The following is a 16,571-nucleotide window of genomic DNA, read 5'->3' as shown; positions in this document are numbered from 1 at the left end:
TGCCTGTGGCAATGGCACAACCGGAACGCCGGGGCCCCCAGGTCCTGAACATCGGCGAAGTCCTCGCCCAGCTCAGCGCCGACTTCCCGGGTATGACGGCGTCGAAGATCCGGTTCCTTGAGGAAAAGGGGCTGATCAATCCACGCCGCACGCCGGCCGCGCTACCGCCAGTATTCCGACGGCGATGTCGAGCGGCTGCGCTTCGTGCTGGCCCTGCAGCGCGACCAGTACCTGCCCCTGAAAGTCATCAAGGACTACCTTGACGCGATCGACAGGGGAGAGCGGCCGGAGAACCTGCCGCCCGGCGTCGTGGTGTCCCCGCGCATCGTCTCGGACGAACTTGCGGCCGAACTGCAGAACCGCGGCCGGAAACTGAGCGAGGAACAGCTCCGGACCGAATCCGGAGCCAGCGTCCCCCTGTTGCAGTCGCTCCTGAGCTTCGGCCTCATCAGCCACAGCAACGGCCAGTTCGATGAGCATGCCCTCCATGTTGCCCGCGCGTGCGTGCAGCTGGAAAGCCATGGGCTGGAGCCCCGCCACCTGCGTCCTTTCCAGGCGGCGGCGGAGAGGGAGTTTGGCCTGGTGGAAAGGGCTGTCGCGCCGCTTGCCTCGCGCAAGGACCCGGCATCGCAGGCACGGGCCGCCGAAGCGGCCCGCGAAATCAGCGATCTTTGCCTCACCCTGCACCGGGCCCTGGTGCAAGACCATATCTCACGCATGGACATCTGATGATTGAAGTAGAGATCGTAGGCGTTCGCATCGAACTGCCGTCCAACCAGCCGCTGGTCCTGCTCAAGGAGATGCACGGCGAACGCCACGTCCCCATCTGGATCGGCACGCCTGAGGCCAGTGCCATTGCCCTTGCCCAGCAGGGCGTCGTCCCGCCCCGGCCCATGACCCACGACCTCCTCGTGGATGTAGTGGAGTCGCTGGGGCACTCCGTGGTCAGCGTCAACATCGTGGCCGTGGAGGACAACATTTTCTACGGCCAACTGCAGTTCGAGAACGGAACCACCGTCAGCTCCCGGGCTTCCGACGCCCTGGCCATCGCGCTCCGTGCCAAGTGCCGGATCTGGTGCGCCGATTCGGTCATGGACGAGGCAGGTGTCCGCATCACCGAGCACGACGAGGGGGAGGACACCGAGCCCGGGCCCACGGTCGATGAAGAGCGCGAAATGCGCCGCTTCCGTGAGTTCCTTGACGACGTGGAGCCTGAGGATTTCGACGGCTAAGGTCACGTTAAGGTTAAAGTTGAGGCTGAAAGTTTCGACACGCCTCTTCCAACCCCTCAACGTCTTTGACCTCGGGACCTGCCGGGCCTAACGTCGAAGTATCAAGTTCCCTTGCTTACGGCAGCCGCGCAAGTCACACTGGAAAGTGCGCCCCGCGACAATTACACGCATGGTCTTCATGCCGAAGCTGCCTTAAAGAGTTCCTGGGAGCGTACGACAAGGAGGATCCAGGTGAGTCCCAAAGGCGAAGCAGGCGGGCTGAAACAGCCCACGGCCGGTGTTGCTGTGCCCGTGAGCGGTGCCCAGGGCCTCCTGTTCACCGAGGACCTTCCGGTACTGGACGAGGACGCTGGCTACCGCGGCCCCACGGCCTGCAAGGCCGCAGGCATCACCTACCGGCAGCTCGACTACTGGGCACGGACCGCGGTTGGTGGAGCCCGCCGTCCGCGGCGCCGCCGGTTCCGGTTCGCAGCGGCTGTACGGCTTCCGCGACATCCTGGTCCTCAAGGTCGTCAAGCGGCTCCTGGACACCGGGGTGTCCCTCCAACAGATTCGGACCGCCGTCGAACACCTCCGGGAACGCGGCGTGGAGGACCTGGCCCAGATTACGCTCATGAGCGACGGCGCCAGCGTTTACGAGTGCACGTCCGCGGATGAGGTCATCGACCTCGTCCAGGGCGGCCAAGGCGTCTTCGGCATCGCCGTGGGCCGTGTCTGGCGGGAAGTGGAAGGCAGCCTCGCCTCGCTGCCCAGCGAACATGCTGCCGAACAATCGTTTCCCGACGACGAACTGAGCAAGCGGCGTGCAGCGCGGAAGATCAGCTGACACAAGTTCCAACGAGTAAGGGCCACCCTCCGGACGGAGGGTGGCCCTTACTCGTTGGAACGGGTTCCTAGCGGGTGCGGCTGCGCAGGCTGCTGCCGGCGGCCATAAGGTTGGCCAGGAGGTCGTCAAACAACCCGGCTGCGTACTTGGCCGAATCACCGGGCCAGTGGTGGACGGGGTGGGCCGCGCCCTGGATCTGCTGCCAGTTGGCCTGTTCCGGGATCCGCGGGCTCAGCAGGAGCTCACCGAACATGGACTCCATCTCCGCCAGCCGGTAAGTGTGCTCGGAGGAGCCCGTGCGGACCCGGTTGGCCACGATGCCTGCAGGCGAAAGGTTGGGTGCGAACTCCTGCCGGAACAGCTGGATGGCCCGCATGGTGCGCTCGGTGCCGGCCACCGAGAACAGGCCCGGCTCGGCGACGAGGGCAACCTTGTCGCTGGCTGCCCACGCGATCCGTGTCAGGCCGTTGAGGGACGGTGGGCAATCGATCAGGACCAGCTGGTAGTCCTCGGCGCCGGCGAGTACAGCGGAAAGCCTGCGGAGGTCGCGGCGGCCAAGGTCCGGTCGGTCGTAGATACCGCTGTAGGCGGAGCCGACGGCGACGTCCAGGACAGCGGGCCCGGAACCATTGGCGGGCGTACGGTCCGCCCAACTGCTTCGCACCACATTCTCGGCCAGTTTCGCCCGGCGGGGGCTCTTCAGCATCCGGCCGATATCAAGCTGGTCTGCGGGCTGGACACCCAAAGCGGTGGTGGCGTCGGCGTGCGGATCCAGGTCCACCACCAGCGTGCGCACTCCGGCGGCAAGCGCCGCAGACGCCAATCCTGTGGTGACGGAAGTCTTGCCGACTCCACCCTTAAGGCTGCTGATGCTGACTACTTGCACTTGAGAGACCAAAACCTAACGCCGGATGCCGTGTTGGGGGTAATGTTTGCCTCGGCAGAGCCGAAGCCGGACGGTCCTGCCGCCCTACTCATCATATGTTGATGCGTCGGCGAATCCTGCTTTATCGGGCGTCGGCATGGCACCGACTATGCTGCCGGGGCGGTTTCCGCCAGCCAGGCTGAAAGCGTTCGGGACATGACGGGGAAATCTGTGATGGTGGCCACAAAGATTTGTGTTTGTCCTTGTAGGTCCTAGACACTGTGACCACTCATCGATCCACCCCGCAATGATGCAGGAGAAGTATGTTTTCCAAAGTTCTGGTGGCCAACCGCGGTGAAATCGCGATCAGGGCCTTCCGCGCCGGCTACGAGCTGGGCGCCAAGACCGTTGCCGTTTTTCCGCAGGAGGATCGAAATTCGATCCACCGCCAGAAAGCGGACGAGGCCTACCTGATCGGCGAGGAAGGGCACCCGGTCCGGGCGTACCTGGACGTGGCAGAGGTGGTCCGGGTTGCGAAGGAATCCGGCGCTGACGCCATCTACCCGGGCTACGGCTTCCTTTCCGAAAACCCTGAGCTTGCCCGTGCGGCGAAGGAAGCCGGCATCACCTTTGTCGGTCCGCCCGCGGAAGTGCTGGAGCTGGCCGGCAACAAGGTGGCCGCCCTGAAGGCTGCCCGCCAGGCCGGTGTGCCCGTGCTCAAATCCAGCGAGCCTTCCAAGGACCTGGACGAGCTGCTGGCCGCCGCAGACGAGATTGGCTTTCCCATCTTCGCCAAGGCTGTGGCGGGCGGCGGCGGGCGCGGAATGCGCCGGGTGGATACCCGCGAAGCCCTGCCCGATGCCCTGAAGTCCGCCATGCGCGAGGCAGATGCGGCGTTCGGTGACCCCACCATGTTCCTGGAGCAGGCCGTCCTGCGCCCGCGCCACATCGAAGTGCAGATCCTCGCCGACGCCGAGGGCAACGTCATGCACCTTTTCGAGCGTGACTGCTCCATCCAGCGGCGGCACCAGAAGGTCATCGAGATCGCTCCCGCCCCCAACCTCGATGAGGGAATCCGGCAGGCCCTGTACCGGGACGCAGTGAAGTTCGCCAAGGCCCTGAACTACGTCAACGCCGGCACGGTCGAATTCCTCGTGGATACCGAGGGCGAGCGGGCAGGCCAGCACGTCTTCATCGAAATGAACCCGCGCATCCAGGTGGAGCACACCGTCACCGAGGAAGTCACGGACGTGGACCTGGTCCAGGCCCAGATGCGGATTGCCTCCGGTGAGACCTTGGCCGACCTTGGGCTTTCCCAGGACACCGTCAAGCTGCGCGGCGCAGCTTTGCAGAGCCGCATCACCACCGAGGATCCCGCCAACGGGTTCCGGCCCGACGTCGGCAAGATCACCGGCTACCGCTCGGCCGGCGGCGCCGGGGTTCGGCTCGACGGCGGCACGGTCTACTCCGGTGCCGAGATCAGCCCGCACTTTGACTCCATGCTGGTCAAGCTCACCTGCCGCGGCCGCGACTACCCGGCAGCAGTGGCCCGTGCCCGCCGTGCCCTGGCCGAGTTCCGCATCCGCGGTGTTTCCACAAACATCCCCTTCCTCCAGGCTGTCCTGGATGACCCGGATTTCATTGCAGGCGATGTCGCCACCAACTTCATCGACCAGCGCCCCGAGCTGCTCAAGGCCCGTGTTTCGGCCGACCGCGGCACCAAGCTCCTCACCTCTGGCTGGCCGACGTCACTGTCAACAAGCCCAACGGTGAGCTGACCGTGCACTCCAATCCCGCCGACAAGCTGCCGGACGTCAAGGGCAAGGAGACGGGACCGGGGTCGCGCCAGAAGCTCCTGGAGCTGGGCCCGGAGGGCTTCGCCAAGGCACTGCGCGAGCAGACCGCCGTCGCCGTCACGGACACCACGTTCCGCGACGCGCACCAGTCACTGCTGGCCACCCGTGTCCGCACCCGCGACCTGGTCGCCGCCGGGCCGGCCGTCACAGCGCTTCTCCCGCAGCTGTTGTCCGTCGAGGCCTGGGGCGGGGCAACCTACGACGTCGCCCTCCGCTTCCTGGGCGAGGACCCCTGGGACCGGCTGGCGGCACTGCGCAAGGCGATGCCGAACGTGTGCATCCAGATGCTCCTGCGGGGCCGTAACACCGTTGGCTACACGCCCTACCCCGAAGAAGTGACGGAGGCTTTCGTCAACGAGGCCGCCGCCACCGGCATCGACATCTTCCGTATCTTTGACGCCCTGAACGATGTCAGCCAGATGGCCCCGGCCATCCGGGCGGTCCGCGCCACGGGCACCGCCGTGGCCGAGGTGGCGCTTTGCTACACCGGCGACATGCTGGACCCGGAAGAGAAGCTCTACACCCTGGATTACTACCTGGAGCTGGCGCGCAAGATCGTCGACGCCGGAGCCCACATCCTGGCCATCAAGGACATGGCGGGCCTGCTGCGCCCCGCGGCGGCGGCAAAACTCGTTGCCGCCCTCCGGGAACGCTTCGACCTGCCCGTCCACCTGCACACGCACGACACCGCAGGTGGCCAGCTGGCCACCCTGCTCGCCGCAGTCGACGCCGGAGTTGACGCCGTGGACGTCGCTGCGGCATCGCTGGCCGGCACCACCAGCCAGCCCTCGGCGTCGGCCCTTGTCGCAGCCCTGGCCCACACGCCGCGTGACACCGGCATCAGCCTGGACGCCGTCAGCTCGCTGGAACCGTACTGGGAAGCGGTCCGGCGCGTCTACGCGCCGTTCGAGTCCGGCCTGCCCGGCCCCACCGGCCGGGTGTACAAGCACGAAATCCCGGGCGGCCAGTTGTCCAACCTCCGGCAGCAGGCCATGGCCCTGGGCTTGGGGGAGCGGTTCGAAGCGATCGAGGACATGTACACGGCCGCAGACCGGATCCTTGGCCACCTGGTGAAGGTGACGCCGTCGTCCAAGGTGGTGGGCGATCTCGCCCTGCACCTGGTAGGCCTCAACGCCGATCCCGCGGACTTCGAAGCAAACCCGCAGAACTACGACATCCCCGACTCCGTCATCGGCTTCCTGTCCGGCGAGCTCGGTGATCCTCCCGGAGGCTGGCCTGAGCCCTTCCGCACCAAGGCCCTGCAGGGCAGGAGCGTTAAGGTCCGCGACGCCGAGCTCAGCGCCGAGGACAGCTCAGCCCTGAAGTCCGATTCGAAGACCCGCCAGCACACGCTGAACCGGCTGCTCTTCGACGGACCCACCAAGGACTACCTGAAGAGCGTGGACACCTACGGCAACATCTCCGTGCTGGATACCCGTGACTACCTCTACGGGCTCCAGCAGGGTACCGAGCACGAAATCCAGCTGGAACGCGGTGTCCGGCTCATCGCCTCCCTGGAAGCCGTCTCGGAGCCGGACGAGAAGGGCATGCGCACCGTCATGTGCACCCTCAACGGCCAGTCCCGGCCCGTCGTGGTCCGCGACCGTTCAGTGGTGAGCAACGTCAAGGCCGCAGAAAAAGCCGATCCCGCCCAGCCGGGCCACGTGGCCGCACCCTTCGCGGGCGCCGTCACCGTCACGGTCAAGCCGGGCGAGACGGTCAACGCCGGAGACACCGTGGCAACCATCGAGGCCATGAAGATGGAAGCGTCCATTACGACGCCGGTGGGCGGCAAGGTTTCCCGCCTCGCCATCTCGGCCGTGGAGCAGGTCCAGGGCGGAGACCTGCTGCTGGTCATAGAGCAGTAACAGCCTCCACGACAACGAAAGGGTCCTTCACCTCGGTGAAGGACCCTTTCGCCGTTCTGGAAATTCAGGAACGCGGCGCCGAGTACATCTCTTCGATGACGGTTTCGAAGTCCTTCATCACCTGCGCCCGCTTCACCTTCATGGAGGGGGTCAGGTGCCCGGATGCCTCGGTGAAGTCTGCCGGGACGATGCGGAAGGACTTGATGGCCTCGGCCTGGGAAACCGACGTGTTTGCTGCGGTGATCAGGTCCTGGACGGCCGCTTTGACCACTGGGTTCCCGGCTGCCTGCTCCAGGGTGGTGCCTGCCGGCAGTCCGTGGCGCTGCAGCCAACCCGGCAGGGCCTCCTGATCGAGCGTCACGAGGGCCCCGATGAAGGGCCTGTTGTCGCCCACCACCAGGACCTGCGACACCAGGGCGTCTGCCCGGATCTGGTCTTCAAGCAGCGCCGGGATGACGTTCTTGCCCCCGGCGGTGACGATGATCTCCTTCTTCCGGCCCGTAATCCAGACGAAGCCTTCCTCGTCCAGCCGGCCGATGTCTCCGGTGTGGAACCAGCCATCCGTGAACGCCTCGGCGGTGAGGTCGTCCCGCCGGTAGTAGCCCCGCATGACGCAGACCCCCTTGGCCAGGATCTCGCCGTCGTCGGCGATCTTGACCGCGTTGCCCGGCAGCGGCTTGCCCACCGATCCGATCTTGATCCGGGACGGCGTGTTGACCGTGATGGGAGCAGTGGTCTCCGTGAGGCCGTATCCCTCGAGCACCTGCAGTCCGATGCCTTGGAAGAAGTGCCCCAGCCGTTCGCCCAGGGGGCCGCCGCCGGACACGGCGTGCGCAACGTGTCCGCCCATCGCCGCCCGCAACTTGCCATAGACCAGTTTGTCGAACACCGCGTGGCGCAGCTTCAGGCCCAGCCCCACCCGGCCGTCCTGGCGGGCTTTGGAAAATGCGATGGCGGTTTCTGCCGCCCGGTGGAAGATGGCGCCCTTTCCGCCGTCCTCGGCCTTGGTCAGTGCAGAGTTGTAGACCTTCTCGAAGACCCTCGGCACCGCCAGGATGAAGGTGGGCTCGTAGCTCTGCAGGTCACCGAGGAGGTTTTTGATGTCGGGGGTGTGGGCCACGGTGGTACCTGCGGCCATCGCCAGCACCGAGATGAACCGGGCGAACACGTGGGCCATCGGCAGGAACATGATGGTCTTGGCGTTCTCATGGACGATGTCGCCGATGATGGCCAGGGCGTTGTCCGAGAGCTCCACGAAGTTTCCGTGCGTCAGCTCGCAGCCCTTGGGCCGTCCCGTGGTTCCGGAGGTGTAGATGATGGTGGCGACGTCGCCAAGGTTCGCTGCGCTGCGGCGCGCTTCGAGTTCTTCATCGCTGACGTCCCGGCCGGCGTCCCGGAGCGCGTCCAGTCCGTGGCCCTCGAGCTGCCAGACGTGCTGCACGTCGGTGAGCCCCTCGGCCGTGACGGCCTGGCGGATGATGTTCTCGTGGTGCGCGGATTCGCCGAAAGCGGCCACTGCACCAGAATCGCCGAGGTTCCAGGCGACCTGGGACGGGGAGGATGTTTCATAGATGGGGACCGAAACCGCCCCGGCGAACCAGATGGAGAAGTCGACCAGGGCCCACTCGTAGCGGGTGCGGGACATGATGCCCACGCGCTCGCCTGCAGCGACGCCGCTGGCGATCAGGCCCTTGGCCAGTGCCCTGACATCTGCCAGGAACTCGGTGGCGGCCACGTTCTGCCAGGCGCCTGCGGCATCGAGGCGTGAAAACAGTGCCGGGTTGCTGGCCTTGCCTGCCTGCCGCAACACCAGGTCGGTGATGTTGGATTCGGGTGGGACAACAACCAGGGGCGGAACACTGAATTCGCGCACTGTAGCTCCTTTGATATCTGAAGTCCCGCGCAGGGGTTTGCCTAAAGACTAATACCCCTGGCGGGACCGTGCAGTACACAAACCTACTGGCGAGTAACTTAGTCGTCAATCGACCCCGCGCGCGGCGGTGTATGTCAAGACAATTCCCCTGGCCGCCTAGAATGGTGGACTATGTACGGACCGTTGCCCGGCGACCAGGCCGGCCCCCTTGGACGACCGGCTCCCTGGCGCCGCCGTCCCGTCACCCACCGCGCCGGACAGCTGCAAGGCGGCGGAGTCCGCGGGCACCTCCGCCTCGGCCGCAAGGGATTGGCCATTGGGATCGACATCGGGGGAACCAAGGTCGCCGCAGGCGTTGTGGACTCCGAAGGCCGGATCCTCAGCGAGGCACGCCGGTCCACGCCGGGAACGGACCCGCGGGCGGTGGAGCAGGTCATCGTGGAACTCGTCGAGGAATTGGGCCGGGGCCACCGCATCTGGTCGGTGGGCATCGGTGCCGCCGGCTGGATGGACCTGGCAGGCGGAACCGTCCTCTTCAGCCCGCATCTGGCCTGGCGCAACGAGCCTCTCCGCGAGAACCTGCAGCGGCTTCTTCGCCGCCCGGTGCTCCTGACCAACGACGCCGATGCTGCGGCCTGGGCGGAATGGCGCTTCGGCGCCGGCCAGGGGGAGGACCGCCTGGTATGCATCACGCTGGGCACCGGAATCGGCGGGGCGATGGTGATGGACGGCAGGGTGGAACGCGGCCGCTTCGGAGTCGCCGGCGAATTCGGCCACCAGATCATCATGCCCGGCGGCCACCGGTGCGAGTGCGGCAACCGCGGATGCTGGGAACAGTACGCATCGGGCAACGCCCTGGGCCGGGAGGCACGGCTCCTCGCCCGGGCAAATTCACCGGTAGCCCAGGACCTTCTCGCGGCGGTGGGCGGCCGCCCTGAAGCCATCACCGGTGCAATCGTCACGGAACTGGCCCTGGCAGGCGACCGTGCGTCGCGCGAGCTGATCGAGGAAGTGGGCGAATGGCTCGGCCTGGGACTGGCCAACCTGGCCGCGGCCCTGGATCCAGGCCTGTTCGTGATCGGCGGGGGCTTGTGCTCTGCGGGTGACCTGCTGGTGGAGCCGGCCCGCAAGGCGTTCGCACGGAACCTCACCGGCCGTGGCTTCCGGCCGGAAGCGGGCATCGAGCTGGCCGCCCTCGGCCCCAACGCGGGCCTGATCGGTGCTGCGGACCTCTCCCGGGTCAGCAGCCGCGTCCGCAGCTGACCGGCCCGGCGTGCTTGCTAGACCCTCGCGCCGTCGTCGTCCCCGTTCTTTTCCTGGGGCAGCTTCATAATCAGGTACACGGTCGCGAGCACGAAGACGGCAACAATTCCGACGATGGCCAGCAGTGGCGCTGACCGCCAGAACATTGCCGACAACAGCAACGCCACCGGTGCGCCCACGGCCCCCAGCCACGCCAGCATGGTCAGGGGATCGGTACCGGCCAGGCTGGGCGGCTCCTCGGGCACGAACTCACCGCCGTCGTCGTCGTCGTCCACCTCATAATCCCGGGGGCCATCGGAGGGCCCGGCAGGCTCTGCGGCCGTCCCGCCGGCGGCTGCCGCCTGGCGCTCCGCCGCCGACAACTCGGCAGGCGGCATCCCGGCCAGGCCCAGGGGATCAAAGTCCCGGAACGAGGGCGGCTGGTGGGTTTCCGGGGTTCCGGGTGCTGTCCCGGATGGTGGCAGCTGGCCGCCTGCCGGGGTATCAGGGCGCGTTGCCACGGTGTCCGATTCGAGCCGTGCCACCAGGTCCAGCCAGACGGCGTCGTCCTGGCTGGCCCCCGGGTCCGGCTGGCCCGGATCATGCCTGTTCATTGCGGCCCTCCTGCCCTGCCGTGGCGGGACTGGCCGGTGGCGCGGCGTTCAGGACCCGCCGGATGAAGTCCACCGAGCCCTCGAAGATGAGCTCCGCGTCGTTGTCCAGGGTGGCGACGTGGTAACTGTTCTCCAGCCGGACCACGTCCAGTGGCGCATTCGTCAGCCCGCGCCGCAGGACGGCCATGCTGGCATCGGACACCACATGGTCCACGGTTGAGCGGTAGACCTGGACGGGGGCGGTGATCCGGGGGAGGAGCCGGACGGTGTCCTTGAACATCTTGTTGAGTTCGTGGGCGGCTGCCACCGGGGTGCGTGCGTAGGCGCCCTCCTCCACACCTGCCTTGAGGATGTCGTTGCCAATCGACGGGGTGCTCTTCACGACCAGCTTCAGGATGCCCGCCAGCGGCGCGCGGGGGTCATCGACCACCAGGCCGGGATTCACCAGGACCACTCCCGCAACCGGCCTGGTCGCGGCAATCCGCAGGGCCAGGGCCCCGCCCATGCTCAGGCCGGCAGCGAAAACCCTGTCGCACTGGGCGTCCAGCTCGAGGAAAGCTTCATCCAAGGCAGCGTGCCATTGCTGCCAGCGGGTCCGGGAGAGGTCCTGCCACGACGTCCCGTGGCCCGGAAGCAACGGCATCCGGACGGCGAAACCGGCCGCGGCGAACGCCGTGGCCCACGCCCGCAAACCATGCGGGCTTCCCGTGAAGCCATGGGACAGGACGATTCCGGTGCGGGGACCTTCGCCGCTGAAGGCGCTCGAGAAGGGGCTGTGGTCAGGGCCGGAGGTCATGGCGTCTCCAAGGTACTGGTGCGGCGGGCGTGGGCGGCGACGAATGCTTCCGATTTTTCGAAGATCGCGGGCGCGTCCACGTCCAGAGTAGCCACATGTCCACTGCTGGCAAGGTCCACGACCTCGGCAAGATTTCCCCGCAGCCCCTTTTCCAGCAGGGCCAGGGATGTTGGCGGGACCACTGCGTCCGTTCGCGATTTGAAAACCTGGACCGGGGCGTCCACCTTCGGCAGCCCGCGCGTGGCAGCGCCAAAGAGCTTCTTGAGCTCATGCACGGCAGCCAGCGGGGTCCGCGAATAGTCGCCGTCGTCCGTGGCTGGTGCCCCGGTCTGGTCCTCCTGGAGGGGAATCGTGGTCCGCTGGAAGTACTTGAGGACGCCGATCACGCGCACCCGGCGGTCATAGAAACTCAGCCCCGGATTGACGATGGTGACCCCCGAAACGTGGTGGCGGGAGGCCGCGAGCAGGGCGATCGCACCGCCCATGGACAGGCCGGCGGTAAACGTCATGTCCGTCCGCGCGGAAAGGTCCAGGAAAGCTTCCTCGTAGCTGCGGTACCAGTCCTGCCACGCCGTCCGGGCGAGCTGGCGCCAATCCGTTCCATGCCCGGGCAGCAAGGGAACGGACACCGCGTAGCCCTGGTCCGCCAGGTGCAGTGCCCACGGCATCACGCTCAAGGGGCTGCCGGTGAACCCGTGGCAGATGGCGATGCCAATCCGCGCATTGGGGCCGTGGCCTGGATAGCTGAAAGCGGCCGGACGGGGCGGGATGCTGCTTTCAGTCATGACTCCATCGTGTCACTGTTCCTGCCAAATCTCACTAGAGTAGGGTTGCATTGAATCGCTGGCCAGGCCCGACGCAGGGGCTGGAAGCCGCCTTCCGGAGAGGTTCGCCACGTGTTCTATTGGGTCATGAAAAGGATCTTCCTCGGTCCGGTGATCAAGCTGCTTTTCCGGCCGTGGGTCAAGGGCCTGGACAACATCCCGGTGCAGGGGGCCGCCATTATCGCCTCCAACCACCTGTCGTTCTCGGATTCGATCTTCATGCCGCTCATGGTCCGCCGTCCGGTGGTGTTCCTGGCCAAATCGGAATACTTCACGGGAACCGGGATCAAGGGCAGGCTGACCGCGGCGTTCTTCCGCCTGACCAACCAGCTGCCCATGGACCGGTCCGGTGGCGCGGCCTCGGCGGCGTCCCTGAATGCGGGGATGGACGTACTCAGCTCCGGCGGCCTGCTGGGCATCTACCCCGAGGGCACGCGCAGCCCGGACGCCCGGTTATACCGCGGGAAAGTGGGCGTGGCCCGGCTGGCGCTGCAGGCGGGCGTTCCGGTTATTCCTGTTGCCATGATCGGCACCGACAAAGTCCAGCCCATCGGCAAGCGGCTGCCCAACATCCGCAGGATCGGCATGATCTTCGGCGAACCGCTGGACTTCAGCCAGTACCGTGACCAGGCGGAAGACCGCACCGTGCAGCGGCTTATCACGGACGAGATCATGACCAACCTGATGCGGCTGTCCGGCCAGGAGTATGTGGACGAGTACGCCGCCGTCGTCAAGCTCCGGCTTGCCGGCAAGCCTGCAGAACCGAGGGCGGCAGCGGAGCCATTGGCCGCACCGGCCGCCGGCGAAGGCGAATTCGTCCACGGCAGCGGTACCGGCCCCGAGGCACCGGCGGAAGGCAGGACTGCACCGGAGGACGACGCCGGGACATCCGCCGCCAGGTAACGGCACCGGGGTTTCCGGTGCCGTTGTGACGCCGGGGCCGGGCTGAGTGACGGCGCTGTGCCCTGCCGGTCCCGCCCTGCCGCTAGTCTTAGATGGTGACTGAGCTATCTGCAAAACCTGCCTTTTCGCTGTCCAGTACCGCCCAGAGCGGGGCGGCCAACTATCCCGGACTCGACAACTGGCGGGACCTTCCCATCTCGCAGCAGCCCAGCTGGCAGGACCGCGGCGTTTTCGAGGCCTCGGTAAAGGAACTTTCCGTCCTTCCGCCACTGGTGTTCGCCGGTGAAGTGGACGTGCTGCGCGAGCGGCTCGCCGCTGCCGCCCAGGGCAAGGCCTTCCTGCTGCAGGGCGGCGACTGCGCCGAAACGTTCGAGGCGGCCACGGCGGACAAGATCAGTGCCCGCGTCAAGACCATTCTCCAGATGGCAGTGGTGCTCACGTACGGGGCGGCCATGCCGGTCATCAAGATGGGCCGGATGGCGGGCCAGTTCGCCAAGCCCCGTTCCTCAAACGATGAAACCCGCGACGGCGTCACCTTGCCCGCCTACCGTGGCGACATCGTCAACGGTTACGAGTTCACGCCCGAATCCCGCGGCCATGACGCCGCCAGGATGCTCCGCGCCTACCACACCTCCGCTTCCACGCTGAACCTCATCCGGGCCTTCACACAGGGCGGCTTTGCCGACCTCCGCTCGGTACACCAGTGGAACAAGGGGTTCACCGAAAACCCGGCCCACGCCCGCTACGAGTCGCTGGCCCGGGATATCGACCGCGCCATCAAGTTCATGGATTCCTGCGGCGCCGACTTCGAAGCCCTCAAGCGCGTGGAGTTCTTCGCCAGCCACGAGGCACTGCTGCTGGACTACGAGCGCGCCCTGACGCGCATCGACTCCCGCACCGGCTTCCCCTATGACACCTCGGCCCACTTCCTGTGGATCGGGGAGCGCACCCGGGAACTGGACCACGCCCATGTCGACTTCCTCTCGCGGGTGCGCAACCCCATCGGGGTCAAGCTCGGCCCGTCCACCACCGGTGATGACGCGCTGCGCCTGATCGACAAGCTGGACCCTGACCGCGAGCCAGGGCGCCTGACCTTCATTACCCGCATGGGTGCCGGCAACATCCGCGAGAAGCTGCCTGCCGTCGTCGAGAAGGTCACCGCTTCCGGCGCCCAGGTGCTGTGGGTCACCGACCCCATGCACGGCAACACCGTCACGTCGCCCAACGGCTACAAGACGCGCAATTTCGACGACGTCATCGACGAAGTGCGCGGCTTCTTCGAAGTGCACCACGGGCTGGGGACGGTCCCTGGCGGGCTGCACGTGGAGATGACCGGCGACGACGTGGCCGAGTGTCTCGGTGGCGCGGACCCGATCGACCAGGACGCCTTCCTGGACCGCTACGAGTCTGTGTGCGATCCCCGCCTGAACCACATGCAGTCGCTGGAGATGGCCTTCCTCGTAGCCGGCGCACTCGCCAAGAACTAGGTCAGGTGGCGGGCCGGCGCGGCCGGCCTGCCACCACCTACACCACCGTGATCGTGATGACGGAACCCTCGGGTACCTTGCGGTTCACCGGTTCCTGATCCCGGACGGTACCGAAGAAGCCGCCGAGGATGTTGTTGACCCGGACCTGGAAGCCCAGCGCCTCCAGGGCCTTGCGTGCTTCTGTAGCCTGCTTGCCGATGAAGCTGGGTACATCCACCATCTTTGGCCCCTTGGAAATGGTCAAGGTGACCGTGCCGCCGCGGGTCAGCGTCCCGGTGGCCGGAGACTGGCTGACCACGGCGCCCTCGGGAACGGACTTGTCAAACACCGCATCCGGTGACGTGTCGGCAGTGAGCCCCGCGGCTTTGATCGCGGCTGCGGCGTCGTCCTTGGCCTTTCCCACCACGGAGGGAACGGGGATCGGCTGCGGTCCCTTGGAAACCACCATCTCCACGGGCGTGCCGTGCCGGGCGGGCGTGCCGGCAGCGGGATTTTGCGATAACACCGTGCCGGCTGCGGCCTGGTCGTCGAATTGTTCGCTGACCGGGCCCAACGCCATTTCAGCCGCATTGAGTGCGTTCTTCGCGTCCGTCAGGGTTCCGCCGGTGAGTTTCGGCAGGGGAAAGAGCTGCGGGCCCTTCGAGACCAACAGCGAGACGGGCTGGAATTTGCGGATCTCGGTACCGGCGGACGGCTCGCTGCCCACCACCAGGCCGCTGGGCACCTGGTCATCAAAGACATCGCTGGTGGTGGAATGGAAACCCACCCCGTTGAGCACTTGCTGGGCCTGCGCCACCGTCTTGTTGGCCACGGCCGGCACCGCTGCCGCAGCGCCCGGACCCATGCCGAAAAACCATCCGGCGCCGGTAGCCAGCAGGGCGGCAATAATGAGGACAACAATCCACAGGATGCCCCGACGGCGCGGATTGCCTTCCCGGAGCGTGCGCGCGGGAGTGGCGGCCGCCCGCGCGCGGACTTTTTCGTCTTCCCGGTCCGCTCGGCGCTGCGCCCGCTTGCTGAGCCGGGGCGGTGGGGGAGCCCAGGCGTCCTCCGCATCGTCGTCGGGCAGTGCGAGGTCCGCCCGCCGGGAGTGGGACATTATGGCTTCCGCCGCAGGCCCGGCGGCTGTGCGCTCCTGCGGCATCGGCTGCCGTCCGGGAGGATAGCCAGGGGCGGCCGGCCGTGCGGGGGGCATAAGCGTCGTTGGATTGCTGGCGCGGGCCAGAACCTCGGTCTGGTGCTGGGCAGTCGCGGCGGCAGCCGCGGGGGGCTGCAGGTCAAGTTCGGCATCCGTCAGGTTGGTCCGGATGTGGCGCAGCTCCTGGAGCAGGGCATTGCCGTCGACCGGCCGGTTTTCGGGATCATTGGCGGTGCACCATTGCACCAGCTCATCCACTTCCCCGGCGAGGCCGGGCACCAGGGCTGACGGCGGACCGACCGTTCCGTTGACGTGCTGGTAGGCGACCTGGATGGGCACGTCACCTTCGAACGGTTGCCGGCCCGTCAGCATTTCGTACAACATGATGCCCACGGAGTAGACATCGCTGCGCTCGTCCGCCGGTTGGCCCAGGACCAGTTCGGGGGAGATATAGGCAACGGTGCCGATCAGCGCACCGGTACTGGTGGAACTGGTGACGGCACGGGCCAGGCCGAAATCGCCAATCTTGATCCTGCCGTCATCGGCGATCAGGACATTTTCCGGCTTGACGTCCCGGTGGATAAAGCCCGCTGCGTGCGCGGCTCCCAGACCCTCCACTACGGGATCGATCAGTGCCAGTGCCAGCCGCGGCGGCAGGGCGCCCCGCTCCTTGAGAACGTCCCTGAGCGTATGGCCCTTGATGTACTCCATGACGAGGTAGGCGGTATTGCCGTCGTTGCCCTGGTCCAGTACACCCACCACGTGCGGGTGGGAGAGGCGCGCGGCGGCCTTTGCTTCGCGGCCCAGCCTGCCCAGGAAGCTTTCGTCGGCGGCGAGGTGCGGGTGGAGCACCTTGAGCGCCACTTCGCGGTCCAGCCTTTGGTCGACGGCCAGGTAGACAGTGGACATTCCGCCGCGGGCGAGCCTGGAGGCCACTGCATAGCGGTTGTCCACCAGTGTCCCTGCAAGGGGGTCTGTCACGTGTTCCTGCACCTTACGATCCTAATCCCGTGGCAAAAGGCATCCGAAACGGAAACGGGTCCGAAC

10 protein-coding genes and 3 pseudogenes are annotated in these 16,571 nt (G+C 66.7%); 7 read left to right on the top strand and 6 right to left on the bottom strand.

Translation table 11 applies throughout. The annotated features are described in order from the left end of the window. Window positions 1-11 precede the first annotated feature (11 nt). The 3 genes and pseudogenes from QF050_RS16365 (at window position 12) to QF050_RS16355 (ending at window position 2,058) form a co-directional block, all read left to right on the top strand. Window positions 12-729, top strand: a pseudogene (locus tag QF050_RS16365) (MerR family transcriptional regulator). Further along, window positions 729-1,232, top strand: coding sequence for a bifunctional nuclease family protein (locus QF050_RS16360; protein ID WP_018763527.1), 504 nt, complete (start codon window positions 729-731; stop codon window positions 1,230-1,232). The pseudogene QF050_RS16365 and the gene QF050_RS16360 overlap by 1 nt, the downstream one beginning before the upstream one ends. Before the next feature lie 231 nt (window positions 1,233-1,463). Further along, a pseudogene (locus tag QF050_RS16355) lies at window positions 1,464-2,058 on the top strand (MerR family transcriptional regulator). 67 nt (window positions 2,059-2,125) lie between these two features. On the opposite strand, the gene QF050_RS16350 reads toward QF050_RS16355, so the two are convergent. After that, window positions 2,126-2,944 (bottom strand): ParA family protein, encoded by an 819-nt coding sequence (locus QF050_RS16350; protein WP_308931365.1) that lies wholly within the window; start codon window positions 2,942-2,944, stop codon window positions 2,126-2,128. A gap of 302 nt (window positions 2,945-3,246) precedes the next feature. On the opposite strand from QF050_RS16350, the pseudogene QF050_RS16345 reads away from it, so the two are divergent. Next, a pseudogene (locus QF050_RS16345) lies at window positions 3,247-6,647 on the top strand (pyruvate carboxylase). 64 nt (window positions 6,648-6,711) lie between these two features. Here QF050_RS16345 and QF050_RS16340 read toward each other — a convergent pair. Beyond that, complete coding sequence (locus tag QF050_RS16340; RefSeq protein WP_308931364.1) at window positions 6,712-8,520, bottom strand: AMP-dependent synthetase/ligase; 1,809 nt, start codon at window positions 8,518-8,520, stop codon at window positions 6,712-6,714. A gap of 171 nt (window positions 8,521-8,691) precedes the next feature. Here QF050_RS16340 and QF050_RS16335 point away from each other — a divergent pair, with 171 nt between their 5' ends. After that, window positions 8,692-9,783 carry an ROK family glucokinase gene (locus QF050_RS16335; RefSeq protein ID WP_308931363.1) on the top strand — a complete coding sequence of 364 codons (1,092 nt, stop codon included), beginning with the start codon at window positions 8,692-8,694 and terminating at the stop codon, window positions 9,781-9,783. A gap of 17 nt (window positions 9,784-9,800) precedes the next feature. Here QF050_RS16335 and QF050_RS16330 read toward each other — a convergent pair whose 3' ends face one another. Genes QF050_RS16330 through QF050_RS16320 form a run of 3 tightly spaced genes read right to left on the bottom strand, consistent with a single transcriptional unit; the run spans window position 9,801 to window position 11,957 of the window. Further along, on the bottom strand, window positions 9,801-10,376 hold the full coding sequence (locus QF050_RS16330) for a hypothetical protein (protein WP_308931362.1): 576 nt from the start codon (window positions 10,374-10,376) through the stop codon (window positions 9,801-9,803). Then, window positions 10,363-11,172, bottom strand: coding sequence for an alpha/beta fold hydrolase (locus QF050_RS16325; protein ID WP_308931361.1), 810 nt, complete (start codon window positions 11,170-11,172; stop codon window positions 10,363-10,365). The genes QF050_RS16330 and QF050_RS16325 overlap by 14 nt, the downstream gene beginning before the upstream one ends. Next, entirely contained in the window at window positions 11,169-11,957 is a 789-nt protein-coding gene (locus tag QF050_RS16320) for an alpha/beta fold hydrolase (RefSeq protein ID WP_308931360.1), read from the bottom strand. The genes QF050_RS16325 and QF050_RS16320 overlap by 4 nt, the downstream gene beginning before the upstream one ends. A gap of 111 nt (window positions 11,958-12,068) precedes the next feature. Between QF050_RS16320 and QF050_RS16315 the strand changes: the two genes are divergently transcribed. Next, window positions 12,069-12,899 carry a lysophospholipid acyltransferase family protein gene (locus QF050_RS16315; RefSeq protein WP_308931359.1) on the top strand — a complete coding sequence of 277 codons (831 nt, stop codon included), beginning with the start codon at window positions 12,069-12,071 and terminating at the stop codon, window positions 12,897-12,899. A 92-nt stretch (window positions 12,900-12,991) separates the two neighbouring features. Next, window positions 12,992-14,386: a class II 3-deoxy-7-phosphoheptulonate synthase gene (locus QF050_RS16310; RefSeq protein WP_308931358.1), complete on the top strand. Its 1,395-nt coding sequence runs from the start codon at window positions 12,992-12,994 to the stop codon at window positions 14,384-14,386. A 37-nt stretch (window positions 14,387-14,423) separates the two neighbouring features. Here the strand turns inward: QF050_RS16310 and pknB are convergent, their stop codons facing one another. Next, complete coding sequence (gene pknB / locus QF050_RS16305) at window positions 14,424-16,517, bottom strand: Stk1 family PASTA domain-containing Ser/Thr kinase (protein WP_308931357.1); 2,094 nt, start codon at window positions 16,515-16,517, stop codon at window positions 14,424-14,426. Window positions 16,518-16,571 lie beyond the last annotated feature (54 nt).

It is taken from the genome of Arthrobacter sp. SLBN-112 (assembly GCF_030944625.1).
Lineage (GTDB): Bacteria > Actinomycetota > Actinomycetes > Actinomycetales > Micrococcaceae > Arthrobacter.
This window is presented reverse-complemented; position numbering and strand designations above follow the sequence as displayed.